The 21,706-nt window shown below is 73.4% G+C and carries 21 protein-coding genes; 8 read left to right on the top strand and 13 right to left on the bottom strand.

Annotated elements, in window-relative coordinates; all coding sequences use genetic code 11:
- Positions 1 to 2,634, bottom strand: coding sequence for a TIM barrel protein (locus ACPPVO_RS20535; RefSeq protein WP_426512814.1), 2,634 nt, complete (start codon positions 2,632 to 2,634; stop codon positions 1 to 3).
- A 179-nt stretch (positions 2,635 to 2,813) separates the two neighbouring features.
- On the opposite strand from ACPPVO_RS20535, the gene ACPPVO_RS20530 reads away from it, so the two are divergent.
- Positions 2,814 to 4,889 (top strand): PQQ-binding-like beta-propeller repeat protein, encoded by a 2,076-nt coding sequence (locus ACPPVO_RS20530; protein WP_426512813.1) that lies wholly within the window; start codon positions 2,814 to 2,816, stop codon positions 4,887 to 4,889.
- Between the two features lie 109 nt (positions 4,890 to 4,998).
- On the opposite strand, the gene ACPPVO_RS20525 is transcribed toward ACPPVO_RS20530, so the two are convergent.
- Entirely contained in the window at positions 4,999 to 5,631 is a 633-nt protein-coding gene (locus tag ACPPVO_RS20525) for a hypothetical protein (protein ID WP_426512812.1), read from the bottom strand.
- Between the two features lie 332 nt (positions 5,632 to 5,963).
- Here ACPPVO_RS20525 and ACPPVO_RS20520 point away from each other — a divergent pair, with 332 nt between their 5' ends.
- Positions 5,964 to 6,830, top strand: a complete 867-nt coding sequence (locus tag ACPPVO_RS20520; RefSeq protein WP_426512811.1) for a hypothetical protein — start codon at positions 5,964 to 5,966, stop codon at positions 6,828 to 6,830.
- 505 nt (positions 6,831 to 7,335) lie between these two features.
- Positions 7,336 to 10,305 carry a phosphatidylglycerol lysyltransferase domain-containing protein gene (locus ACPPVO_RS20515; protein WP_426512810.1) on the top strand — a complete coding sequence of 990 codons (2,970 nt, stop codon included), beginning with the start codon at positions 7,336 to 7,338 and terminating at the stop codon, positions 10,303 to 10,305.
- Here ACPPVO_RS20515 and ACPPVO_RS20510 read toward each other — a convergent pair.
- Genes ACPPVO_RS20510 through ACPPVO_RS20465 form a run of 10 tightly spaced genes read right to left on the bottom strand, consistent with a single transcriptional unit; the run spans position 10,220 to position 15,705 of the window.
- Complete coding sequence (locus tag ACPPVO_RS20510; RefSeq protein WP_426512809.1) at positions 10,220 to 10,531, bottom strand: gas vesicle protein K; 312 nt, start codon at positions 10,529 to 10,531, stop codon at positions 10,220 to 10,222. The genes ACPPVO_RS20515 and ACPPVO_RS20510 overlap by 86 nt on opposite strands.
- The gene (gene gvpJ, locus ACPPVO_RS20505) at positions 10,528 to 11,082 is read right to left on the bottom strand and encodes a gas vesicle protein GvpJ (protein WP_426512808.1); all 555 of its coding nucleotides are present in this window, start codon (positions 11,080 to 11,082) and stop codon (positions 10,528 to 10,530) included. Before gvpJ (ACPPVO_RS20505) ends, ACPPVO_RS20510 begins: the two co-directional genes overlap by 4 nt.
- Positions 11,079 to 11,969 (bottom strand): GvpL/GvpF family gas vesicle protein, encoded by an 891-nt coding sequence (locus ACPPVO_RS20500; RefSeq protein ID WP_426512807.1) that lies wholly within the window; start codon positions 11,967 to 11,969, stop codon positions 11,079 to 11,081. Before ACPPVO_RS20500 ends, gvpJ (ACPPVO_RS20505) begins: the two co-directional genes overlap by 4 nt.
- Positions 11,966 to 12,478: a gas vesicle protein GvpJ gene (gene gvpJ, locus ACPPVO_RS20495; RefSeq protein WP_426512806.1), complete on the bottom strand. Its 513-nt coding sequence runs from the start codon at positions 12,476 to 12,478 to the stop codon at positions 11,966 to 11,968. The genes ACPPVO_RS20500 and gvpJ (ACPPVO_RS20495) overlap by 4 nt, the downstream gene beginning before the upstream one ends.
- Before the next feature lie 6 nt (positions 12,479 to 12,484).
- The gene (gvpO, locus tag ACPPVO_RS20490; RefSeq protein ID WP_426512805.1) at positions 12,485 to 12,787 is read right to left on the bottom strand and encodes a gas vesicle protein GvpO; all 303 of its coding nucleotides are present in this window, start codon (positions 12,785 to 12,787) and stop codon (positions 12,485 to 12,487) included.
- Between the two features lie 13 nt (positions 12,788 to 12,800).
- A complete protein-coding gene (locus ACPPVO_RS20485; RefSeq protein WP_426512804.1) occupies positions 12,801 to 13,031 on the bottom strand; it encodes a gas vesicle protein GvpG in 231 nt (76 codons plus the stop codon).
- Entirely contained in the window at positions 13,007 to 13,750 is a 744-nt protein-coding gene (locus ACPPVO_RS20480) for a GvpL/GvpF family gas vesicle protein (RefSeq protein ID WP_426512803.1), read from the bottom strand. Before ACPPVO_RS20480 ends, ACPPVO_RS20485 begins: the two co-directional genes overlap by 25 nt.
- Position 13,751: 1 nt before the next feature.
- Positions 13,752 to 14,132 carry a gas vesicle protein GvpJ gene (gene gvpJ / locus ACPPVO_RS20475; protein ID WP_426512802.1) on the bottom strand — a complete coding sequence of 127 codons (381 nt, stop codon included), beginning with the start codon at positions 14,130 to 14,132 and terminating at the stop codon, positions 13,752 to 13,754.
- Positions 14,129 to 15,175 carry an SRPBCC family protein gene (locus ACPPVO_RS20470; protein WP_426512801.1) on the bottom strand — a complete coding sequence of 349 codons (1,047 nt, stop codon included), beginning with the start codon at positions 15,173 to 15,175 and terminating at the stop codon, positions 14,129 to 14,131. Before ACPPVO_RS20470 ends, gvpJ (ACPPVO_RS20475) begins: the two co-directional genes overlap by 4 nt.
- 2 nt (positions 15,176 to 15,177) lie before the next feature.
- The gene (locus ACPPVO_RS20465; protein WP_426512800.1) at positions 15,178 to 15,705 is read right to left on the bottom strand and encodes a hypothetical protein; all 528 of its coding nucleotides are present in this window, start codon (positions 15,703 to 15,705) and stop codon (positions 15,178 to 15,180) included.
- A 404-nt stretch (positions 15,706 to 16,109) separates the two neighbouring features.
- On the opposite strand from ACPPVO_RS20465, the gene ACPPVO_RS20460 reads away from it, so the two are divergent.
- On the top strand, positions 16,110 to 17,102 hold the full coding sequence (locus tag ACPPVO_RS20460) for an EAL domain-containing protein (RefSeq protein ID WP_426512799.1): 993 nt from the start codon (positions 16,110 to 16,112) through the stop codon (positions 17,100 to 17,102).
- 37 nt (positions 17,103 to 17,139) lie between these two features.
- Here ACPPVO_RS20460 and ACPPVO_RS20455 read toward each other — a convergent pair whose 3' ends face one another.
- On the bottom strand, positions 17,140 to 18,015 hold the full coding sequence (locus ACPPVO_RS20455; protein ID WP_360382918.1) for a LysR family transcriptional regulator: 876 nt from the start codon (positions 18,013 to 18,015) through the stop codon (positions 17,140 to 17,142).
- A 72-nt stretch (positions 18,016 to 18,087) separates the two neighbouring features.
- On the opposite strand from ACPPVO_RS20455, the gene ACPPVO_RS20450 reads away from it, so the two are divergent.
- The 4 genes from ACPPVO_RS20450 (at position 18,088) to ACPPVO_RS20435 (ending at position 21,669) form a co-directional block, all read left to right on the top strand.
- On the top strand, positions 18,088 to 19,404 hold the full coding sequence (locus ACPPVO_RS20450; RefSeq protein WP_426512798.1) for an MFS transporter: 1,317 nt from the start codon (positions 18,088 to 18,090) through the stop codon (positions 19,402 to 19,404).
- Positions 19,401 to 19,985 (top strand): hypothetical protein, encoded by a 585-nt coding sequence (locus ACPPVO_RS20445; RefSeq protein ID WP_426512797.1) that lies wholly within the window; start codon positions 19,401 to 19,403, stop codon positions 19,983 to 19,985. The genes ACPPVO_RS20450 and ACPPVO_RS20445 overlap by 4 nt, the downstream gene beginning before the upstream one ends.
- A 28-nt stretch (positions 19,986 to 20,013) precedes the next feature.
- Positions 20,014 to 20,616: a CoA-binding protein gene (locus ACPPVO_RS20440; protein WP_426512796.1), complete on the top strand. Its 603-nt coding sequence runs from the start codon at positions 20,014 to 20,016 to the stop codon at positions 20,614 to 20,616.
- Between the two features lie 174 nt (positions 20,617 to 20,790).
- Complete coding sequence (locus ACPPVO_RS20435) at positions 20,791 to 21,669, top strand: universal stress protein (RefSeq protein WP_426512795.1); 879 nt, start codon at positions 20,791 to 20,793, stop codon at positions 21,667 to 21,669.
- Positions 21,670 to 21,706: the final 37 nt, after the last annotated feature.

Genomic DNA, 21,706 nt, shown 5'->3' with positions numbered 1-21,706 from the left:
TCATCGCACCGCGGCGAGGTCGAGGTGGTCGCGGGCCGCGCTGAGGGCCCGGCGGGCGTGCTCCTTGGCGCCGATCTGGGCCACCAGCATGGCCCGCGGGATCTCCAGCGCGTAGGGCAGCCCGGGCGGCAGCGCGTCGAGAATGCCGCGCACGTCGATGCCGCCCTCGCCCGGGAACAGCCGCTCGAACCGGGCGGTGTGGATCAGACCCTCGTTCGTCGGCGGTACCCCGGCCGGCGCATCACAGACGTGCGCGAAGTGGAACCAGTGCGGGGGCAGCTGGCGCAGGTCCGCGATGCTCGAGCCGGACCGGGCGAAGTGCAGCAGGTCCACCAGGATGCCCGCGTTCGGCTGGTCCGCGGCGCGCAGCACCCGGACCGCCTCGCGCAGGTCGGGCGTCTCGGTCCAGGACGGGAACTCCAGGTCCACGGTGAGCCCGAGCGGGCGGGCCAGCTCGCACAGCTCGGCGTACCGGTCGATCTTGCGGGCCCGGTCCGGGTCGGGCAGCTGGGTGATGACGTGCCGGGCGCCCAGCTCGGCCCCGGCCTCCAGGAAGCGCACGTAGTCGCGGGGCGAACGCTCCGGGCTCATCCGGGCCAGCTCGATGTCGAGCACCTCGATGCCGGTCGCGGCGAGACGGACCTTCGTGCGGTGCATGAGGGCCGGGTCGGTCGCGAGCGGGTAGTGCGGCTCCTGCGGGGTTACCCGGGTCAGGCGCAGCCCGACGTACCGGTAGCCGGCGTCGGCGGCCGCGTCGACGAGCTCGGGCGGGGAGAGGCTCAGCGCGGTCAGGTGGGCCAGCGAGTAGTCGTGCCGGTCGCCCGGCTCGCGCGCCGAGACCAGCCGCCGCGCGCGGTGGGCGGCCATCCGCACCGGGATGCTGCCGGGGTCGCCGTAGCCCTCGTAGCGGCCGAGGCGCTGCACGACGGCGAAGAAGATCCGCGAGCCCAGCATCTCCGTGTAGAAGTGCAGGTACTCGCCGTCCGCGTCGCGGTCGTAGAGGATCGAGTGCTCGCGCAGCTCGGCCAGGCGCTCGGCCGGTAGCGCGAGGCGGGCGTCGAGGTCCGCGTAGTAGTTCGCGGGGATCGGCAGCACCGCGGCGCCGAGCGCGCGCATCGCCCGGGCGCTGGCGATGATGTCGTCGGTGGCGAACGCGATGTGCTGCGGGTCGGGCACCGACGGGGCCCAGTCGCCGCGGCGCATCGGCGCGGTGTTGAGCGCGATGCGCAGCCGGCGGGCCGGGTCGGTGGCGACGCGGCTGCGGATCAGGCCGAACGGGGCGGCGATGTCGGTCGTCTCCTGGGTACCGAGGCCGAGCACCGTGCGGTAGAAGACGGCGGCCTCGTCGAAGTCGTCGAGCGACTCGGTCAGCGAGACGTGGTCGATGCCGGTCACGTGCCCGTCGGCCGGGGCCTGCGTGCCGGTGTCGGCGAAGTCGTCGAGCCAGCCCCCCGGCGTGGTCTGCACCAGGAACACGGCGGTCCCGTCGGGCGCGGCCACCGAGGTCAGGTCGGCCTCGCCGATGTCGTGCAGCCGGGGCAGTACCGGGGCCAGCAATGCCTCGGCGCGCTGGGCCCCCTGCGCCGGGTCGGCGCTCTCCACGCCGAGCGCGCAGATGGCCGCGGTGCCCGGCTCGACGGTGCGCTGGGCGGCGAAGTTGAGCAGCACCCGGGCCCGGCCCTGCTGCCAGAGCCGGACGGGCTTGGAGCGGTGCCGGCCGGCCTCCGCGAAGCCGAGCGCCGCGAGGGCCCCCGCGATCGCCGGGCCGGACACGTCGTCGACGGCGAGCTCGGTGAACGCGTGGCCGCCGAGCCCCGGCACCGCGGGCAGCCCGCTCTCGCGCAGGGTCAGCAGGGTCCGCATCCCGTCGATGGCGGCGTAGCGGGGGTCGGCCTGGCGGTACACGTCGTTGAAGACCTCGAGCGAGAGCGGCCCGTCGTAGCCGGTGCTCAGCACGTGGGCGACGAGGCCGGTCAGGTCGAACGAGCCCATCCCGGGGAACAGCCGGTGGTGGCGGCTCCACTCGACGATGTCCATGCGCACCCGCGGGGCGTCGGCCAGCTGCAGGTGGAAGATCTTCGCGCCCGGTACCACCCGCAGGGCGGCCGGGTCCTCGCCCCGGGAGAGCACGTGGAAGCTGTCCACGCACAGCCCGAGCGCGGGATGCCCGGCGCGGCGCACGATCCGCCAGGCGTGCGCGGTGGTGTTGACGAACCGGCCCCACGCCAGGGCCTCGTAGGCGATGCGCAGGCCGCGGGCGGCGGCCCGCTCGGCCAGCGCGTGCAGCTGCTCGGCGGCGAGGTCGTCGTCGTCGACCGCGTCCGGCGACACCGACGACGTGACGAGCAGCGTGCCGGCGCCCAGCGCCTCGACCACGTCCAGGACGCGCCCGGCCCGGCGCAGGTTGGCCGCGAACACGTCCGGCGGGACGGCCTCGAGGTCGCGGAACGGCTGGTACAGATCGATGGTCAGGCCGCGCCGCTCGCACTCCTGCCGCACGCGGGCGGGCGACCAGGGCGACGCGACGAGGTCGCTCTCGAAGATCTCGACGCCGTTGAAGCGGGCGGCGGCCGCGGCGGCGAGCTTGTCCTCCAGCGCGCCCGACAGGCAGACCGTGGCGATGCACAGGCGCATGCGGCGCTCCTACGTCGACTGTGAACGTACTGGATAGTTACTTATACCGCCGCGATGATGACCACGGAAGATGCGAACCACCAGGCGGTCCGATCCTTGCTCATCAATGCCACCGGGTCCTACATTCATTGCTGTCATTCGTGGACCAATTGGTCCGCCTGGCGGACCTAGGAGGCGGCATGGATCGTCGGCAAGTACTCAAGGGCGCCGCGGCGTCCGCGGTCGGCGCGGCAGGAGTCCCGCTCGGCACCGCCGCGCCACCGCCGTGCACCACCCCGCCGGCCCACGACTTCCCGAAGGTCGGCGGCAACTACGGCAACCAGAACTTCTCGGCGCTCACCCGCATCAACCGCGGCTCGCTGCGCCGGCTCGGCGGCGCGTGGGTGAACCGCATCGAAGGCGGCCTGACCACCGGCACCAACCAGAGCACCGCCATCGCCGTCGACGGGGTGCTGTACATCGAGTCCGCGCTCGGCAACGTGCACGCCGTCGACGGCGCCACCGGCGTGACCAAGTGGACGTACCACCAGACCCGCGGCACCGTCACCCGCCGCGGCGTGGCCGTGGGCCAGGGCCGCGTCTACACGCACGGCAAGGACAACTGGGTCATCGCGCTCGACCAGCAGACCGGCGCGGTCGTGTGGGAGAAGCAGATCACCGGGTACGGCAACATGGAGAAGGTCGCCGTCACGTACCACGACGGCCTGCTGCACATCGGCACCCACGACGGCGACCGCGGCGCCGCCCTCGCCGTGAACGCCGCCGACGGCGAGCTCGTCTGGCACTTCTGGGGCGCGCCCGGCCCCGGCGAGCTCGGCAACGACACGTGGGAGGGCGACTCCTACCTGACCGGCGGGGCCACCCCGTGGATCCACCCGGCGCTCGACCCGGAGCTCGGGCTCGTCTACTGGACCTTCGGCAACGCCCGCGGCAACCGCTCGTCGCAGGACGGCTCGCAGCGCGGCGGGGCCAACCTGTTCTCCAGCTCGATCGTCGCGATGGACATCAAGACGGGGCAGTACCGCTGGCACTTCCAGTCCATCCACCACGGCATCTGGGACATGGACAACGTCATGGCGCCGGTGCTCGCGGATGTGCGCATCCACGGCCGCATGCGCAAGGTCGTCGTGTACGGCAGCAAGTCCGGCATGTACTTCATCCTCGACCGCACCGACGGCTCGGCGCCGCTGGGCATCGACGAGCGGCCGGTGCCGCAGGACGCACGGCAGAAGACGTGGCCGACCCAGCCGTTCCCGCGCCAGGGCGGCTGGACCGAGCAACGCGTCGTCGACCAGCCGCTCGGCACCTCGGTGCCCGGCGACCCCAACCGCGCGGTGCCCAACTACGTGCAGGGCGCCCTCTACGACCCGCACTGGGACGTGCCGGTGCTCTCCATCCCGGGCCACGGCGGCGGCGCCTGCTGGAACCACCAGTCCTTCAGCCACAGCACGGGCCTGGTGTACACCGGCTTCGGCTACGTCGCCGCGGCGCACTCGCTGACCGAGTCGAGCAACGGGCTGCGGCCCCCCGGGGAGTACCAGACCGGCGGCGTCGTCGCCGTGGACGTCAGCACGAACCGGGTCAAGTGGAAGCGCCGGATGCCGTACTCGCTCGCGCACGGCAACGGCATCCTGACCACGGCGGCCAACCTGGCCTTCATCGGCCAGCCGGACGGCAACCTGCTGTGCCTCGACGCCGAGAACGGCCGGGAGCTGTGGCGCTTCCAGTGCGGCGCCGCGATCAGCAGCAGCCCGCTCATGTACGAGGTGGCCGGCGAGCAGTACCTCGCCGTCTACGCGGGCGGCACGGGCATCCCCTACGGCGACTCGGCGCCCCGCGGCGACTTCCTCTGGTCGTTCAAGCTCGGCGGCGCGGTGCCCGCCGCGGCCACCCCGCCCCCGCCGGTGGTGCGCCGCCCCGTCTCCGGCGGCCCCGTCGAGGGCAGCACGGTCGGCAACAAGGTCGTCCTGGCCCGCACTTACAACGCGACCACCGGGCAGGTCGGCACCGTGGAGTCGACGGCCGTGAACGGGATGGCCCCGACCCACCTGCGCGTGCCGGTCGGCACCACTGTCACGTTCGTGAACCCGGTCGACAACGTCAACGAGCACAGCGCGACACAGTTCTTCGAGGGGCTCTTCGACTTCCGCCTGCAGCCGGGGCAGTCCGCCACCTACACGTTCACACACCCCGGCGAGTACTTCTTCAACGACAGCTACAGCCCGCGGCCGACGGGCAAAATCGAGGTGTACTGAGTTTTCGGTTTTGGCGTCGTTTCGGTTTTGCCGTTCTTTTCGGTTTTGGCGTTGTTTTCGGTTTGGCTTTTTGAGGCCGGCGCCCCGGTTCGGGCGCCGGCCTCGGCGATCATTTGCTCGCGACCAGTTCCGGCACCGCGAAGCCCGCGCTCCGCGGCGTGCGGGCGGCGTGGACCAGCCCGGCCGCGCCGAGCAGGAGCAGCAGCCCGGCGGCGAGGTACGCGACAAGCGCCGCCTGGGCCGCCTTGGCCCCGAACTCGCTGAACCCGTACGACGTCAGCAGCAGCCCGCGCAGCGTCTCACCCTTGAACACGGTCTCCCGCGTGGTGTTGGTGTCGGTGAGCTGCTTCTGCAGGTCGGTGACGGCCGCGGTGTCGTTCGCCTTCTGCGCGGCGGCGAGCTTGGTCTTCAGATCGGTCTGCACGTCGCCGAGCTGGGCGTAGGTCTTGCCGCCGCCGATGGACTTGAGGTGCAGGCCGATGAACTCGTTGGCGTAGCATTCGGCCTGCTTGCCGGAGTTGAGCGGCTGCCCGGCGTACTGCACCAGGCACGCGGACTGCTTCTCCTCGGCGGTGAGCGTGTCGGCGGTCTTGAACGAGATCTGCTGCTGGCTGAGCTGACTCTTCACGTAGTCGTTGGCGAAGTTGGCGTTGCTGGTGAGCACGAGTCCGGCCACCAGCAACAGACCGGCCAGGACGACCAGTCCGGCGCCGACGATGAGATCGAGGGTCCTGCGCTTCATGACGACCTCCGGGGCTTATGTTGCGGGGCGTACGCCTCGCTGCCCATAGCGTGCGGGCCCGGGCCGGTCCGGGTGCAGAGGACAATCACCCCCGTCGACGGGACCTCCGGCCCATCTGTCCCGGGACCGCCGGCCCGCTCAGCCGTCCGCCCTGGGCCTGCTTCCGGCGCGTTGTGGGCGTCATCCCAGCCCAGGACCTCGGGCCGCCCAAGGCCGCCTTTGCGGACGTCACCCCATCCCGGGATCGCTGACCCACTCCCGGCGCCTTGCGGGCGTGATCCCGCGTCGACGGGGTAGATCCATCGGCGCGCGGGACGGGGCGGAGGTGCGCGATGGCGGCAGGCCACCTGGTGGCACTCGGGTGCGCCGTCGCGGCCGCGCTCGGGTACGGCCTCAGCTCACTGCTGCAGGCTTCGGGCGCCCGCCGGGCAACGAGCACGCTGCGGGTGCTGCGCCAGCCGTTGTACGTGGCCGGGGTCGGCCTGGACCTGCTGGCCTGGCTCGTGTCGCTTGTCGCGTTGCGGACGCTTCCGGTGTACCAGGTGCAGGCCGTGCTGGCCGGCTCGCTCGCCGTGACCGTGGTCGCCGCGCGCCTGTTCCTGCGCGTGCGGCTGCGCCCGGTCGACGGCCCGGCCATCGTCGCGATCGTCATCGCGCTGGTCGTGCTCGCGACGAGCTCGGGCCCGATGCCGCCCGTGCACGCCTCCACCGCCGAGCGGATAGGGCTGCTGGTCGCGGCCGGCGCGGTCGCGGCGCTGGGTTTCGCCACGGCCCGGGCCGGGCGGGCCGCGGTGTGCGCGGCGGCGTCCGGGCTGGGCTTCGGCGGGGCCGCGCTGGCCGTGCAGGCCGTCACCCTGCCGCCCGTTACGTGGCGGCGCCCACTGGCGACGGTGGGCGGGTTCGGCGCGGACCCGGCCGTTTGGGCGCTCGCGGTGTTCGCGACCGCCGGGATGCTGCTGTACGCCCGTGCGCTGGAGGACGGTGACCCGGCCCGTGTGACCGCCGTGCTCTGGGTGGTCGAGGTCGTCGTGCCGTCGATCGTGGGCGTGGCCCTCTTCGGCGAGACCGTCCGGGCCGGCTGGGCGCCCGCCGCGGGGCTGGCGCTACTGGTCTCCGTGGGCGCGGCGGCCGTGCTGGGCACGGCCTCGGCACAGCGCGTACTAACCGCGCCCGCCCCCATCCAGGAGGCAAACCAATGACCGACAACCGCCGCGGCCCGGCCCCAGCCCCCGTGCACGACACAGCCGCAAACCCCGCACGCAGCACGGTCTCAAACTCCGTGCACAGCGCGGCCGCAGACTCCGCGCACAGCACGGCCGCAAACCCGGCACGCAGCACAGCCCCAGACTCTGCACACAGCACGACCGCCAATCCGGCACGCAGCACGGCCACTGAATCCGCACCGAGCACGGCCGCAAACCCCGCACGCAGCACCGCCCCAGACTCCGCACACGGCACGGCCGCCAACCCCGCACGCCGCACCGCCCCAGACTCCGCACACAGCACGACCGCCAACCCCGCACGCAGCACCGCCCCAGACACCGCACACGGCACGACCGCCAACCCCGCACGCCGCACCGTCCCGGACACCGCACGGAGCACGGACTCAGACCCCGTGCACGACACGGCCTCAGACCCCGTGCACGACACAGCCCCGGCACAGCGCGTGCCCACCGTGCCCGGCCCCACGCAGGAGGCGAACCGATGAGCGACGACGTGCCCGACCGGACCGTCCTGCGCCTCGGCGCCGACGCGACCGTGCTCGTGTGCAGCGACCTCCACCTCGAGGCGGCGCCGACCGCGGCCACGGCGCTGATGGAGGCCGACCTCGCCGAGCGCCTCGAACGCTGGGACGGGCCCGGGGCGATCCTGTTCAACGGGGACACGTTCGAACTCTGGGGCGACCCCGGCGGTACCGTCGCCGCCACCCTCGACGCCCACCCACGCCTCGCCGCCGCCGTGCGGCGATTCGCGAGTGAGCCCGGCCGCGCGGTGGTGGTCCTGGTCGGCAACCACGACGGGCCGATCGCCTGGGACGGGGTCTCCCCCGGCGTACTCGCGGACCGGCTCGGCGCCCGCTGCGCCCTCGCGGCCGACCTCGTGCTCGAAACCCCGGCCGGTGAGCGGGTGGTGCGTGTCGAGCACGGGCACGCGTACGACCCCGCGAACCGGTTCGCCGATCCCCGCAACCCGCTGGACTCGCCGCTGGGCCAGCACGTCGTGCAGGAGGTACTGCCCGAGACGCGGCGCACGCCCCTGCTGACCGACCTCGGGTCGCTGGCCGATCCGAACGCGATCGGGCGGTTCGTCGCCTCGCGGCTGGTGTACCGCCGCCTCGGCCGGCACGCGTGGTGGCTGCTCGCGCCGATCCTGCTCGCGGCCGCGCTGCACATGCCGACCGTCGCGCATCTGCTCGGGGAGCATCAGACCGGGCCGCGCATCGCCCGCTGGGTCGCGTTCACCGGGTTCGGCGTGCTGGCCGAGGCCGTGCTGCTGCTCGGGCTGGCGCTGCTCGCGGCCCGGGCCGTGTACGCGGCCATGGCGGGCAGCCGGTTCGGCCCCCGCGGTACCAGACTCAACGCCATTCCCAAGTCGGCCGCCGAGGCCATGTGCGGCGACGGGCGCATGGCCGGGCTCGTCACCGGACACACGCACCAACCGGAACTCGCCGCCGTCGAGGGCGGCTTCTACGCCAACACCGGCTCCGGCACCCGCCAGATCCAGCAGCGCCGCGCCCGCGGGCCGCTCCCGCCGGTGTTCGTGGGGGTGCTGCGCCGCTGCTGGGTCGAGCTCGACGTCGACCGGGACGTGCGGGTGCGGCTGATCGTCGCGGAGTCCCCCGCCGGCGACGCGACCCGGCTGGAGCGGCTCGCGCTGCACCGCGGGCCCGCCCTTCCCCGCACGCCGGAGGTCGTGGCGACGCTACCCGGTAATGTGGCCTGGCCACTTGACCGCCACCTGCTCGCGGCCCGGGCGCGGACGGCTCGGGTGCGGGCGGTCGCGGCCGGGCTCGTGGCCTTCGTGGCGCTGCTCGGCATCGTCTCGGCCGTCACCACCCCGCTGCGCGGCCGGCTCGCGGCGCTGCTCGACGTGCTGCCGATCGCCGCACCTCAGGCCGCCGGTACCGCGGTCGTCTTCGTCAGCGCCTTCCTGCTGCTCGTCGCCTGGGGGCTGCGCCGGGGCCGCCGCCTCGCGTGGATCGTCGCGGTCGCCCTGCTCAGCGCCTCCGCACTGCTGCACCTGATGAAGGGGCTCGACGTCGAGGAGGCCGTCGTCGCGCTGGCCGTCGCCGCCTGGCTGGCCGGGCACCGCGCCGCCTTCCCGGTGCGCCCCGACCACCGGCAGGCCCGGCGCGCGTCAGTGGTGCTCGCGGTGGGCGGCCTGGCCACCGCCGCGCTGACCGCGATCCTGGTCGCCGGCGCCGGTGTGCGCGGCACGGACGGGCGCACGGCCGAGGCCGTCGCGGAGCGGCTCGCCGGGCGCACCTCGGTGCCGCTGCCGGCCGCGTCCCCGCTGATCGCGCCGATGCTGTTCGCCACCGGGCTGAGCCTGCTGCTGGTCGTGGGCTGGCTGCTGCTGCGCCCGCGCCTGCTCGGCTCGCCCAGCGCCGCCGACCGCCGGGCCGACCGGGAGCGTGCACGGCAGATCGTGGCCGCGCACGGCGGTGACACGCTCGGGTACTTCGCCCTGCGCGCCGACAAGTCGTGGTTCTTCAGCGGCGACTGCGTGGTGGCGTACGACGTGCGCGACGGCATCTGCCTCGTCTCGCCCGACCCGATCGGCCCGCCCGAGCAGCACGAGCAGGCCTGGGCGCAGTTCACCGCCTTCGCCGACCGCAGCGGGCGGCCGGTCACCGTGGTCGGCGCAGCCGAGCCCTGGCTCCCGATCTACCACGCGGCCGGGATGCACGCCATGTACCTCGGCGACGAGGCCATCGTCGACTGCACCGCGTTCAGCCTGGACGGACGGGCGATGAAGTCGCTGCGCGGCTCCTACAACCGGGTGCGCAAGGCCGGGTACAGCGTCCGGTTCCACGACCCGGCGGCGCTGCCCGCGGATCTCGTCGCCGAGCTGCGGGCGCTGGCGACCCAGAGCCGGCAGGGCGAGACCGAGCGCGGCTTCTCCATGACCCTCTCCCGGCTGTTCGATCCGGCTGACACCGGGCTGCTACTTGCCGTCGCTTACGCTGAGAACGGGCAGGCGGCCGGTTTCTGCCAGTGGATCCCGGCCGCGGACATCGGCGGCTGGTCGTTGGACGTGATGCGGCGCAGCACCGCCGAGGACGTGCCCAACGGCCTGACCGACTTCATCATCATCGAGACCATCCGGCACCTCGAGACCCGCGGCGACTGGGGTCTCGGGCTCAACTTCGCGGTCATGCGCGGCGTCCTGGCCGGCGTGCGTGGCCACGGGCGGCTCAGCGAGCTGCAGCGGCGGATCCTGCGCCGGGTCGGCGGCAGCAGTCAGATGGAGACGCTGTGGCACTTCAACGACAAGTACCAGCCGCTGTGGCGGCCCCGTTACGTCGTGCTGGACACCTTGGCCGACGCGCCGCAGCAGGCGGTGGCGGTCGCGGCCGCGGAGGGCGTCACCGAGGTGCCGGTGGTGGGCCGCCTGCTGGGTTCGGGGGCTCCCGGGGCAGGAGCGGGCCGAGCGGGCCCAGATCGAGGTTGAGGTCCTCGGGGGCGAGCCCGAAGTGCTCGCGCAACTCGGTCATGCGCTCCTCGAGGGCCATGAGCGTGGCGCCGATCTCCTCCACCTGGTCGTCGGTGAGGTCGCCGACGTCGACGCGGCGCAGTGCCTGGCGCTCCATGAGCTGGCGCAGCAGTTCCACGACGGTGAGCACCAGGCTGGCGAAGCCGCGCTCGACCTGCTCGCGATCGACCTCGAGCCGGCTCATGCCAGCCCCGGCTCGACGGCGCCGCCCGACCCGCTCTGCCGCCACGGGCCGACGGGGCCGGTCGCCAGGTCTTCTTGCCCCGGCTCGGCAGCGCCGATCGGCCCGGCTTCACGCCACGGCCCGGCTTCACGCCACGACCCCGCAGCGTCGATCGACGCCTCTTCTTGCCACCGCCCGGCGGCGCCAATCGACCCGCTTTCTTCCCGAGGCCTGGCGGCGCCAATCGACCCGCTTTCTTCCCGAGGCCTGGCGGCAGCGCCAATCGGCACGCTTTCTTCCCAAGGCCCGACGCCGCCGATCGACCCGCTGTCTTCCCAAGGCTCGGCGCTGCCAATCGACCTGCCCTCTCCCCCCTGCTGGGCGGCGCCGATCGACCCGGCTTCTCGGCACGGCCCGGCGATGGTGCCCGCCGACGCCACGAGCGCACGCAGCGACACGTGCACGAGGTCGACGCCCGCTATGGCCAGTGTCACCTCGCCGGCGATGACGACGCCGGTCGAGAGGACCCGGTCGAGCAGGTCGACGAGGGCCACCTGGTCGGTGCGGATCATGGCGGTGTCTCCTCCGCGGCCGCGAACGAGTACGGCGGCCACGGTCCGGTCAGCTCCAGGTGCAGTTCCGGGTGGCGGGCGGCCTCGGCGGCGACGAGCCCCGCGAAGCCGTCCGAGCCGGCCCGGTCGACGAGGAAGGCGCCGTTGAGCACCATCGGCTCGGTACGGCCGGTCAGCCGCGGGTCCTGGGGCGGGTGCCGGCGGGCCTCGGCGGCACCCGCGGCCAGTGCCGCGTAGGTGGCCTCGGCACCGTCGGTCGCCCGCTGCCGCCAGACCTCCCCGGCGGACAGCCGCGCCCGGCGCCGGCTCAGGTAGGCCGTGCCCGGGCGGTCAGCCAAGTCGCCCGCACCGCGCCGGTCGCCGGGCGCGCCACCGGAGTCGGCGGCCTCGGTGCCCGGACGGTTGGCCCGGTCGCCCGCGGTGTGCCGGTCGCCGGACGGCCCGGCGGAGTGGGCGGATGCGGCCGGGGTGGCGGGAGGGGCCTCGGTTTCGGGAGCGGCGTACGCCTTCACCCCCCACTCGGCCCGGTCGCCGACCCGTTCCAGCACCGCGTCGAGGTCGCCGCGGCGCTGCTCGAGCATTGTGCGGAGGCCGGCGTCGTCGCGGTACACGGTGGCGAGGCCCGCCGGGACCACCGCATGCTCCCGGGCCAGCGCGGCCACGACCGAGTGGTGGGCCCGGGCGATGCGGTCGAGCCAGGCGAGGTCCTCCAGGTTGCGGCGCAGCGCGTCCTCGCCGAACTCGTCGAGGTCGACGGGGCTGACCACGGCCACCAGGTCGGCGCCGCTCACGGTCCGCAGGTCGCCACCGGCGACGGCCTCGCAGTCGTCGATCGCGCCCGGCGCGAGGTCGCGGGCCACGGCGTGCAGCCAGATGCCGTCGCTCATCGTCCGCCCCCGGAGCCGCGGCCACGAGAGCCGGACTCCCGCGAGGCCGAGGACCGCGCCGCGGACGAAGACGACCGCTCTGCGGACGACGACGAAGGCGCCGCGGAAGCAGAAGACGAAGCCGAAGGCGCCGCGGAAGCAGAAGACGAAGCCGAAGGCGCCGCGGAAGCAGCAGACGAAGCCGAAGGCGCCGCGGAAGCAGAAGAAGACTCCAGCGCCGCGGGTTGGGACCCCGGCGGCAGCGGCTCCTGGGCCTTGGAGGTGAGCCACGGATCGTGCTCCCACCAGTCGATGCCCATCTGCCGGGCCGTGTCCACCGAGGCCACCACCAGCCGCAGCTTGAGCGTGAGCAGCTCGATGTCGAGCAGGCTCACCCGGATGTCCCCGACGATGACGATCCCGCGGTCGAGGACGCGTTCGAGAATGTCGCCGAGGTTCGCCGGCTCGTGCCCGGTGGACGCTGTCCGGGACGTGCCCGAACCGAACCCCGGATCCGCGGAAGGCCTCATGTCAGGTCACCCCTCTGGGTCGCCCTTGCCGCGCGGGTACCGTCGCAGCCGCCGCAGCTCCGCGAGCTCCCCGTCCGCGGTGACCTGCGCCCGGTAGATGGCGAGCAGGTCACCGGAGGACGGGATGCGCGTCTCCTCGACGACCTCGACCTCGACCAGCCAGCCGCCGTCGTCGGCGTGTTCCAGGGCCGTGATGCCCGAAGGTGCGCGGCCGGTCATCTCGGCGATGTCGCGCAGGGCCAGCTTCGCCACCGTCCCGGGCGCCAGTGGCTCCAGGGTGTCGTCGTAGTCGTCATGTTGGCGGGGCACGGGCTCACACCTCCTACCGGTCGGGCCGGATCAGCCGGCCGATCAGTTCCCGCTGCCGGCGGTCGGCCTCGGCGGGGTCGATCCGCCCGGCGGCGCGGTCCTCGTCGACCTCCCCGAGCTGACGCCGGATCACCCCGGGGTCGTACAGCTCCCGGTCGACCTCGTCGCGGATCAGCTCGCCGACCCAGATGGCCACGCGCACGGGGGCGAGCGGGGCGGTCAGGAGCGCACTGACGAGTCCCACGACACATCTCCGACGAAGTCGTACGCGGCCAGCGGGCCCAGCAGCCGCACCTGGAGGCGCTCGGCCAGGCCCCCGAGCGCCCGTTCGAGGTCGCCCTCGCGGTCGAGGTCGGCGAGCACGGACACGTACGCGGCGTCGTACTCGCCGGCCGGCTCGTGGGTCACGACGTCGTCGGCCACCGGGGCGACGGCGTCGGCGACCGCGCGGGTGTCCACCTGGCGGCGGGCCTCGATCGCCCCGTTGATGGCCTCGCCGAGCGCGATCCGCTCGGTGCGGGCGGCGTCCTCGGGCCGGTCGCGGATCGCCTCGCGCAGCCGCGCGATCCGCGGGTCGCCCGCGACCACCTCCTGGAGCAGGGTGTCGGGCACGTAGCGGGCGCTGATGACGTACTGCGCCTTGCCGTCGAGCTGGTGCAGCGCTTCGTCGAACTCGTCCTGGTGCTCGGCGAGCAGCTCCTCGGCGACGGCCCCGCGGTCGGTGAGCACCGCACCGAAACGCACCGGCAGCACCGGTACCGCGGCGGCGGTCGCATCCAGCAGCGCCCCGTGGGCGACCAGGTCCTCGGGGGTGCCGAGCGGCCGGTCGAGGTCGAGGTCGCTCACCAGCGCCGCGATCCCGTCCTGGCGCACGATCGCGATGGGGGCCTCGCCGATCCCGCGGGCCTCGTCGTCGATGTCGACGTCGGCCGGGACGATGCCGTACACGTACACGCCCGCCATGTCAGTCCTCCTCCCGCCGCCGGCGCCGGGGCACGCGCTCCGGCTCCTCATCGGCGTCGAACACGTCACGTACCTTGTCCCCGGCCGCCTCGAGCACGCCCTTGGTCTTGTGCTTGGCCCCGCCCTGCTGCATGTCCTGCACGAGCTCGGGCAGGCCGGCCTTCTCCTCGGCGATGTCGAGACGGTTGACCGCCTCGGCGAAACGCAGGTAGGTGTCGACGCTGGCGACCACGATGCGGGCGTCGATGGTGAGCAGCTCGATGCCGACGAGCGAGACCCGCACGTACGCGTCGATCACGAGCCCCTTGTCGAGGATGGTGTCGACCACCTCGGCCAGCGACGTGGAGTTGGGGCGGTCGACAACCCCGGTGGGCGAGCTCATCGCCGCCGCCTCCCTCCGCTGCGCCCGGCCCGGACCGGCTCGGGCTCGTCCTCCGGCTCGTCCTCCGGCTCGAACTCCTCGTCGGACTCCTCGTCGGACTCCTCATCAGGCTCCTCGTCGGACTCCTCGTCGAACTCCTCGTCGGACTCCTCGTCGGACTCCTCGTCGGACTCCTCATCGGGCTCCTCCGAGTCGACCTCCGACTCCTCAGGCTCCTCGGCGGAAGCGGAGGAATCGGAAGAAGAGGCCTCCTGCTCCTCCTGAACCGCGGTCTCGTGGTCCTTGACCACCTCGCCGTCGCGGATCTCGCCGCGCCAGCCCTCGATCCCGTCCGGGTTGAGAATCGACTGGGTCATGACGTGCCGCCGGTAGTGCTTGAACTCCAGGCGCGCCCGGCGGCCCTGCGCCCGCCACAGGTTCCCGGTGCGTTCGAAGAGACCCTGGGGGTGGTACTCCATCGCCAGCATGACCCGGGTCAGTCTCGGCCCCAGCTCGTGGAACGTGACCGAGCCGTCCACATGGCCCTTCGCGCCCTTGGAGTTCCAGACGATGTTGTAGTCCGGGATCTGCTGGACGATCGTCGCCTCCCAGGTGCGGTGCGACCAGAAGACCTGCGCCTTCCAGTTGAGCTTCTCGTCCGACTCCTGCTGGACGCTCTCGACCTTCTTCATGAAGCTCGGGAAGTCGGAGAACTGCGTCCACTGGTTGTAGGCGACGCGCACCGGCACGCCGACGTCGAGCGACTCCTCGATGTTGGTCAGCTTGAGCTTCTTGGGCTTGGACTTGCCGCCGCCGAAGAAGCCCTTGACCTTCTCCTTGAGCCCGGTGAGGCCGCCGGAGAAGGCGGCCCGGGCGGGCGACTTGCCCTCGGCGATCTTCCCCGCGCTGGCCGCGGCGGCCTTGACCTTGGGGCTGCCCTGCTGGTCGGCGTACTCGCTCAGGCGATCGGTCAGCGAGCCGACCTTCTTGCCGGCCGCGTCGGCCGCCCGGCGGCCGACGACCGACAGCAGCTCGCCGACGACGCCGCTCGACTGTCCAGCCATCGTCAGTCCTCCCTGCGCCGTCGTACCGGTGGCCGCCCACGCGACCGGCCGGTGCTCGCGGTGACCAGGCCTTCGTCGTCTTCCTCGTCTTCGTCCTCGTCAGCCTCGTCGTCGGGCTCTTCCGGCTCCTCCACGGCCGAGCGCTGGCGGCGGTTGGCGGCGCGCGGCCGGCGGGGCCGCCGTGGCTCGCGCTCCTCGTCGGGCTCGTCCTCGGCCGGCGGTTCCTCGGCCGTCGGCGCCGTCTCGGTGACGCCGCGCAGCTTGTCGGTCAACGAGCCGATCCGGCCCGACACGGCGTTGCGCGCGGCGTCCTTCGTGGCGGCGACGAGCGGTGCGCCGAGCTCGCCGATCTTGCCGAGCTCCGGCGTCGACTTGAGCGCCCGCAGGCCGTGGTCGAGCACGGAGCCGGGGCGGGTGAACCGTCCGCTCGCGGCCGCGGCGGCGAGCAGCAGGGCCCAGCGGAGCTTGCGCTGCCGCCCGAGCAGATAGCCGGTGCCGGCCGCCAGAACGACCTGTGTCTTACAGTTCATTGGCCTCTCCCTCAGCTTGGAGGCCGACCGGCACTGGGCCGTGAGGCGCGGCGTTCGGGGTGCGGCCGGCCGGGGATTCCGGAACCCACCGGCTACCCCCGCCCGTCGGGGTGAAACCGCAGTGCAGCTCGGGGAAAGCCTCTCGTACCGCCGCCGCGCGCCGATCTTCTGAAGGACGACGCAGCAACCTTAACCTTCGCAGAGGAGGGCGCCGTGGCCGAAAAGTCGAGGGGCTCGGGCTGGACCCTGTGGTCACGCAGCGGCTACCGGGGCCCGAGTGACCTGAATCCGGACGGCCAGCGACCCGACCCGGGCCAGGCGCCGGACCAGAACGCCGACAATGCGGCCACGGTACCGGCTCCCGACGCGCCGGCCCCGCCGGACGGACGCCGCCCTCGGTCTCGTTGCTGGTCAACGCCGAGGCCGACTCGCTCATCGAGCCGTGCCCGCCCGACCTGCTACCCACCGTGCTGGAGGCCGAGCGCAAGCTCCGCGTCTTCGTCGAACTGAGCGGCCGCGTCACCTCGCGCTACCCGTGCAACGCGCTGGAGACCGCCCGCCGGGCCCGCGCGGCGAACTGGGGCGTCTCCATCAACGACATCGAGTTCAGCGCGGCCGGCCTGGCCCTGGTCCCGACCCTCGAGCCGGACGTGGTCAAGCTGAACCACAGCCTGATCTCCAGCGGCTTCGCCCAGTCCAGCGCGGCGCTCATCGCCGCCATGGGCGAGAGCGAGCGCACCGGGGCCGCGCTGCTGCTCGAGCGGGTGGAGAACTCCGACGCCGCGATGGTGGCGAAGGCCGCGGGCGCCCGGTACCAACAGGGACACCTGCTCGGGCGGCCGGGTCCGCTGCCCGCGAGCCTGCCGCAGCCGCTCGCCCCGCTGCCCCTTCGCCGCGAGGACGTCGACACCACCGCGGCCACCCCGTGGAGCCTGCTGCACGACGGCGGCGCTCCGGCGACCACCGGCATCAGCCAGGCCGCCCTCGACCATCTCGTGCTCGCGGCCGCCACCCGGGCCGGCGCCGGCGACCAGCTCTCGGTCGTCGCGGTCGTCGCCCCGCCCGGCGACGTGGAGCCGGCCCGGCAGGCCATGTTCGCGATGCTGCTGGAGCGCTGCCCGCTCATCGTCCTGCTCGGCCACGGCGTGGCGGGCTGGAGCGACTGGCGGGTCCGCGCGGCCGATCTGCCCGTCGGGCACGCCTTGGCCGACGAGACGTGTTTCGTGCTGCTCGCGCCGGGCGTCTCGATGGCGCTGGCGGGCCGCCGCCACCATCGGGACGGCGCCGCGCCGGTCTGGGACCTCGCGGTGAGCCAGCGCCCGGAGGCCGGCCAGGCGGTGATGCGCCGCCTGCTCGGCACCGTGGGCCGTCTGGAGGGCGGCGTGCACAGCCACTGAGCGGGGCGCGGCGCTGCTCACACCGGCGCGGTGCCGGTCAGGCGGGCGCGGCGCTCAGCGACTGCGAGCCACTGGCCAGGATGGTCGCGATCAGGGCCCGCACGGCCGGCCGCTCCTCGGCGCGCGGGCTGGCCAGCAGCACGAGGTCGATGTGGCCGAGCTCGGGCAGGCGGTGGGCCGGCCCCAGGGTGGTGAGCTGGGGCGGCACCAGACTGGCGGCCAGGGCGGAGATGCCGATGCCGGCCGCGACCCCCGCGATGAGGCCGTTGACCCCGCGGCAGACACAGGCGCTGCGGTACGGCAGCCGCGCCCGGTTGAGCGCCTTGCGCATCTCGTCGCGGGAGATGCTCGGCGCCGCGTACACGACCAGCGGCACCGGCCGGCTCAGGTCGAGCCGCGTGGCGGGCGTGCCGACCCAGACGAGCCGGTCGCGCTTGACGAGCTGGCCGCGCTCGTCGCCGGGCGGGCGCTTGCCGACGAGCACGTCGAGCTTGTCGTTGACCATCCACTCGTGCAGTACCCGGCTCTGCTCGACGGTCAGGTAGAAGTCCACCATCGGGTTCTCCCGGCGGAACTCGCGCAGGATCTGCGGCAGCCGGGTCAGGGCGAGGTCGTCGGACATCCCGATGCGCAGGCGGCCCCGCGGGCGCGGGCCGCTGAAGTACGCGGCGGCCTGCTCGTGCGCGGCCAGGATCGTGCGCGCGAAGCCGATCATCGCCTCGCCGTCCGGGGTGAGCGCCAGGCTGTGCGTGGTGCGGTGCACGAGGGGCCGGCCGACCTGCTGCTCCAGCCGGCGGATGTGCTGGCTCACCGTCGGCTGGCGGATTCGCAGCCGGGCCGCGGCCTGCGTGAAGCTGCCGGTCTGCTCCACCGCCAGCAGGGTCGCGAGCAGCTGCGGGTCATAGGCGGTCATAGCAAAACCCTATAACTGTACGTCGAGTTATCGGTCTTCTCTATGTCCGGCGGTTCCGCAAGGGTTAGGACCGTGACCGCGTTCGAAGTACTCCGACATCGCGGCTACCGCGTCTACCTCATCGGCCAGAGCCTCGCCAGCACCGGCACCTGGATGGGCAGCATCGCCGTCGACTGGCTGGCCCTGCAGCTGACCCGCAGCCCGACCGCCGTCGGCGTCACGATGGCCCTGCAGTTCCTGCCGATCCTGTTCCTGGGCGTCCACGGCGGTCAGCTGGCCGACCGGTACCCGAAACGCTCGCTCCTGCTCGCCACCCAGACCGTCAGCGCGGCCCTGACCGGCACCCTCGCCGTGCTCACCGTCACCGGCGTCGTCCGCATCCAGCACGTGTTCGTGTTCGCGCTGCTGACCGGGCTCGTCTTCGCCGTCGACGCCCCCACCCGCCAGGTGTTCGCGGCCGAGGTCGTGCCGGAGCGCCACCTGCGGCAGGCGGTCTCCCTCAACGCGACCGTCTTCCAGGCCACGCGGCTCGTCGGCCCGGCGGTCGCGGCGGCACTCATCGGTACCGCGGGCATCGGCTGGGCCTTCGCCGGCAACGCGCTGTGCTTTCTCGGCCCGACGGTCGCGCTGCTGCGACTGCGGCCGGGCGACCTGAGCCCGGCGCCGCCCGCGGCCCGTGCGCCCCGGGCGTTCCGCACCGCCGGCCGGTACGTGTGGCGCCGGCCGCGGGTGTTCTGGACGATCCTGCTGGTCGGCGTCATCGGCACGTTCGGCCTCAACTTCCCGATCGTGCTGACCGCGATCGCGACGGAGTCCTTCCGCGGTACCGCCGACCTGTACGGCCTGTTCAACATCGTGCTCGCCGTCGGCTCGGCCGCGGGCGCGCTCCTGGCCGGCTCGGTCACGTCCACCCGGCTGCGGCGCATCGTGCTGTTCGGCGGCCTCTTCGGCTCGGTCCAGGCGCTGGCCGCCGTCGCCCCGAACCTGCCGACGTTCCTGCCGCTGCTGGCCGCGCTGGGCTTCGTGAACCTCGCGTTCCAGTCGCTGGCGAACTCCTCGGTCCAGCTGTGGATCGACCCGGAGATGCGCGGCCGCGTGATGGGTCTGTACATGCTGGTGTTCACCGGCGGCACCCCGCTCGGCGCCCCGCTCATCGGGGCGCTCACCAGCGGCTACGGCGCCCGGTTCGGCATGGCCGTCTGCGGCGTGGTCCCGGCCGCCGCGGCGGTGACGATCGTGCTGATCCATATCCGGACGGCCGGAGTCGCGAGCGCCTCGACAGGACTTTCGTCCCGCGGCATTCGGGCGCTCCGGCACGGGCGCAGTGCCCCTCCCGGGGACGACGATGAATGCGTCAGGGAGACAACGGCATCGGGAGGCCGACAATGAGCACCACGAACATCCACCGGGCACACCAGCTCGAGCAGGTCGAGGCACCGGGGAGCATGCTGACCAAGACCGCCGCGAAGGCCCTCGCCGTGCTGCGCTACGCCACCGGGTTCGTCTTCCTCTGGGCCTTCGCCGACAAACTCCTCGGCCTCGGCTACTCCACCCCCTCGGCCAAGGCCTGGATCAACGGCGGCAACCCCACCAAGGGCTTCCTCGCCAGCGTCGACACCGGCCCCCTGCAGACCTTCTTCCACACCATCGCCGGCACCTGGTACGCCAACTGGGGCTTCATGCTCGGCCTGCTCGGCATCGGCCTCGCCCTCACCGCCGGCATCGGCCTGCGCATCGCCGCCGCCTCCGGCACCCTCATCATGGCCATGATGTGGCTCGCCGAATACCCCCTCGCCCAGCACACCACCAAGGGCGCCCCCACCGGCTCCACCAACCCCCTCACCGACTACCACATCATCTACGCCGCGGTCCTGATCGTCCTCGCCGCCGCCTACGCCGGCCACACCTGGGGCCTCGGCCGCCTCTGGGCCAAGCTCCCCTTCATCCAGCGCAACCGCTGGCTCATCTGAACTCCGACCGCAAACGAGGCCCGGGACCGTGTCCCGGGCCTCGACCGTGTCGCCGGCGTCCAGCCGGCCCGGGCGGGACCATCGGCCCTACCCGGCGCTCGCCGCCGGGTGGACGGTGAGGTGGTGCGAGCTCATCGACGTACTGTCACAGGAGGCGGTCATGCCCACGATGCGAGCAGCGGCGACCCAGTTCCTGGCCCACCGGCGGATCGCGGTGACCGGGGTGTCGCGCAACCCGCGCGACCACGGCGCGAACGTGGTGTACCGGCGGCTGCGGGACCGGGGCTACCAGGTGTACGCGATCAATCCGAACGCCGAGCGGGTCGAGGGCGACGTCTGCTACCCCGACCTCGCGTCCGTGCCCGGCGCCGTCGATGCGGTCGTCATCGGCACGCGCCCGGAGACGGCCGAGGCGACCATGCGTGAGTGCGTGACGCTGGGCATCGGTGACGTCTGGATGCACCGCGGCTTCGGCGCCGGCAGTGTCTCGGCGGCCGCCACGGAGTACGGCCGCGCGCACGGCGTCACGGTCATCGACGGCGGCTGCCCGCTGATGTACGGCCCCACCGCCGACACCGGGCACAAGGTGATGCGCTGCCTGCTGGCCGGGTCCGTGCCGAAGCACGTGTGAGCGGACCGCAGGTCGGCCGGGCGGGCGGCCGTGGCGGTTCCGCAACGTCGCAGTCCGGCGGGCGGCCGTTCACCCCCGGATATATCACCCACCGCCGCGAGGGCCGGTGAGGGTGCGGGCGGCCCGGCCGCGCAACGCTGAAATGACCCGCCACCCCACAGCCGGGAGGTCGTCATGGTTCCGGAACACAGCGTCGTCGTCGGGGTCGACGGTTCCCGACCGAGTCTGGACGCGGTCGCCTGGGCGGCGGCCGACGCCTCGCGGCGCGGCCGGCCACTGCACATCCTGCATGCATACGTCTGGCCGGAGGTCTACGCACCCATGGCCGCGCCGGTCCTCGGCCCCTACGAGCAGGGCCTGCGGGAGGTGGGAGCGGAGACCCTCGCCGCGGCGGAGAACCGGGCCCGGTCCGTCGCCCCCGGCATCCCGCTCACCACCGGGACCCCCGTGCAGTCACCGGTACCCGCGCTGCTCAACGCCTCCGAGCACGCCGGCGTCGTCGTGGTCGGCCACCGGGGCCTCGGCGGCTTCGCCGGGCTGCTGCTCGGCTCGGTCGGCGTGCAGCTCGCCGCGCACGCCGCCTGCCCGGTCGTCATCGTCCGCAGCGACGAGCGGCCGGACGGGCCCGAAGCCGGGCGGGTGGTCGTCGGGGTCGACGGCTCGAACGACGCCGACCGTGCACTGCACTTCGCGTTCGAGCAGGCGTCGTACCGCGGCGTCGGCCTCACCGCCGTACTCGCGTACCTGTGGCCGGCCTCGACCGGGCCCGCCGACATGCTGCCGCTGCCCTACGACGCCGGCGCACTGCGCGAGGATGAGCGGCGCGCGCTGGCCGAGTCGACGAGCGGGTGGGCGGAGCAGTACCCGGGCGTCGACTTCCGGCTGGTCGCTGTGAGCGGCCGGTCGGCCCCGGTGCTCATCGAACGGACGGCGGGCGCGGAGCTTGTCGTCGTGGGCTCCCGCGGGCGGGGCGGATTCACCGGGCTGCTGCTCGGTTCGGTGAGCCAGGCCGTCATCCACCACGCCGCCTGCCCAGTGGCCGTGGTCCGATAGCGCCGGGCTCGCGGCTCCTACGCACCGCCCGGTGCTC

The organism is Dactylosporangium sp. McL0621, from assembly GCF_049995355.1.
In the GTDB taxonomy this organism is placed as follows: Bacteria; Actinomycetota; Actinomycetes; order Mycobacteriales; family Micromonosporaceae; genus Dactylosporangium.
Note: the sequence above shows the minus strand (reverse complement) of the source record. Positions and strands in the feature narration are given on the sequence as shown.

Coding starts and splice junctions, on each gene's coding strand:
- ACPPVO_RS20535 (WP_426512814.1), bottom strand. CDS start 2,634: ATGCGCCTGTGCATCGCCACGGTCTGCCTGTCGGGCGCGCTGGAGGAC.
- ACPPVO_RS20530 (WP_426512813.1), top strand. CDS start 2,814: ATGGATCGTCGGCAAGTACTCAAGGGCGCCGCGGCGTCCGCGGTCGGC.
- ACPPVO_RS20525 (WP_426512812.1), bottom strand. CDS start 5,631: ATGAAGCGCAGGACCCTCGATCTCATCGTCGGCGCCGGACTGGTCGTC.
- ACPPVO_RS20520 (WP_426512811.1), top strand. CDS start 5,964: ATGGCGGCAGGCCACCTGGTGGCACTCGGGTGCGCCGTCGCGGCCGCG.
- ACPPVO_RS20515 (WP_426512810.1), top strand. CDS start 7,336: ATGAGCGACGACGTGCCCGACCGGACCGTCCTGCGCCTCGGCGCCGAC.
- ACPPVO_RS20510 (WP_426512809.1), bottom strand. CDS start 10,531: ATGAGCCGGCTCGAGGTCGATCGCGAGCAGGTCGAGCGCGGCTTCGCC.
- gvpJ (WP_426512808.1), bottom strand. CDS start 11,082: ATGATCCGCACCGACCAGGTGGCCCTCGTCGACCTGCTCGACCGGGTC.
- ACPPVO_RS20500 (WP_426512807.1), bottom strand. CDS start 11,969: ATGAGCGACGGCATCTGGCTGCACGCCGTGGCCCGCGACCTCGCGCCG.
- gvpJ (WP_426512806.1), bottom strand. CDS start 12,478: ATGAGGCCTTCCGCGGATCCGGGGTTCGGTTCGGGCACGTCCCGGACA.
- ACPPVO_RS20480 (WP_426512803.1), bottom strand. CDS start 13,750: ATGGCGGGCGTGTACGTGTACGGCATCGTCCCGGCCGACGTCGACATC.
- gvpJ (WP_426512802.1), bottom strand. CDS start 14,132: ATGAGCTCGCCCACCGGGGTTGTCGACCGCCCCAACTCCACGTCGCTG.
- ACPPVO_RS20470 (WP_426512801.1), bottom strand. CDS start 15,175: ATGGCTGGACAGTCGAGCGGCGTCGTCGGCGAGCTGCTGTCGGTCGTC.
- ACPPVO_RS20465 (WP_426512800.1), bottom strand. CDS start 15,705: ATGAACTGTAAGACACAGGTCGTTCTGGCGGCCGGCACCGGCTATCTG.
- ACPPVO_RS20455 (WP_360382918.1), bottom strand. CDS start 18,015: ATGACCGCCTATGACCCGCAGCTGCTCGCGACCCTGCTGGCGGTGGAG.
- ACPPVO_RS20445 (WP_426512797.1), top strand. CDS start 19,401: ATGAGCACCACGAACATCCACCGGGCACACCAGCTCGAGCAGGTCGAG.
- ACPPVO_RS20435 (WP_426512795.1), top strand. CDS start 20,791: ATGGTTCCGGAACACAGCGTCGTCGTCGGGGTCGACGGTTCCCGACCG.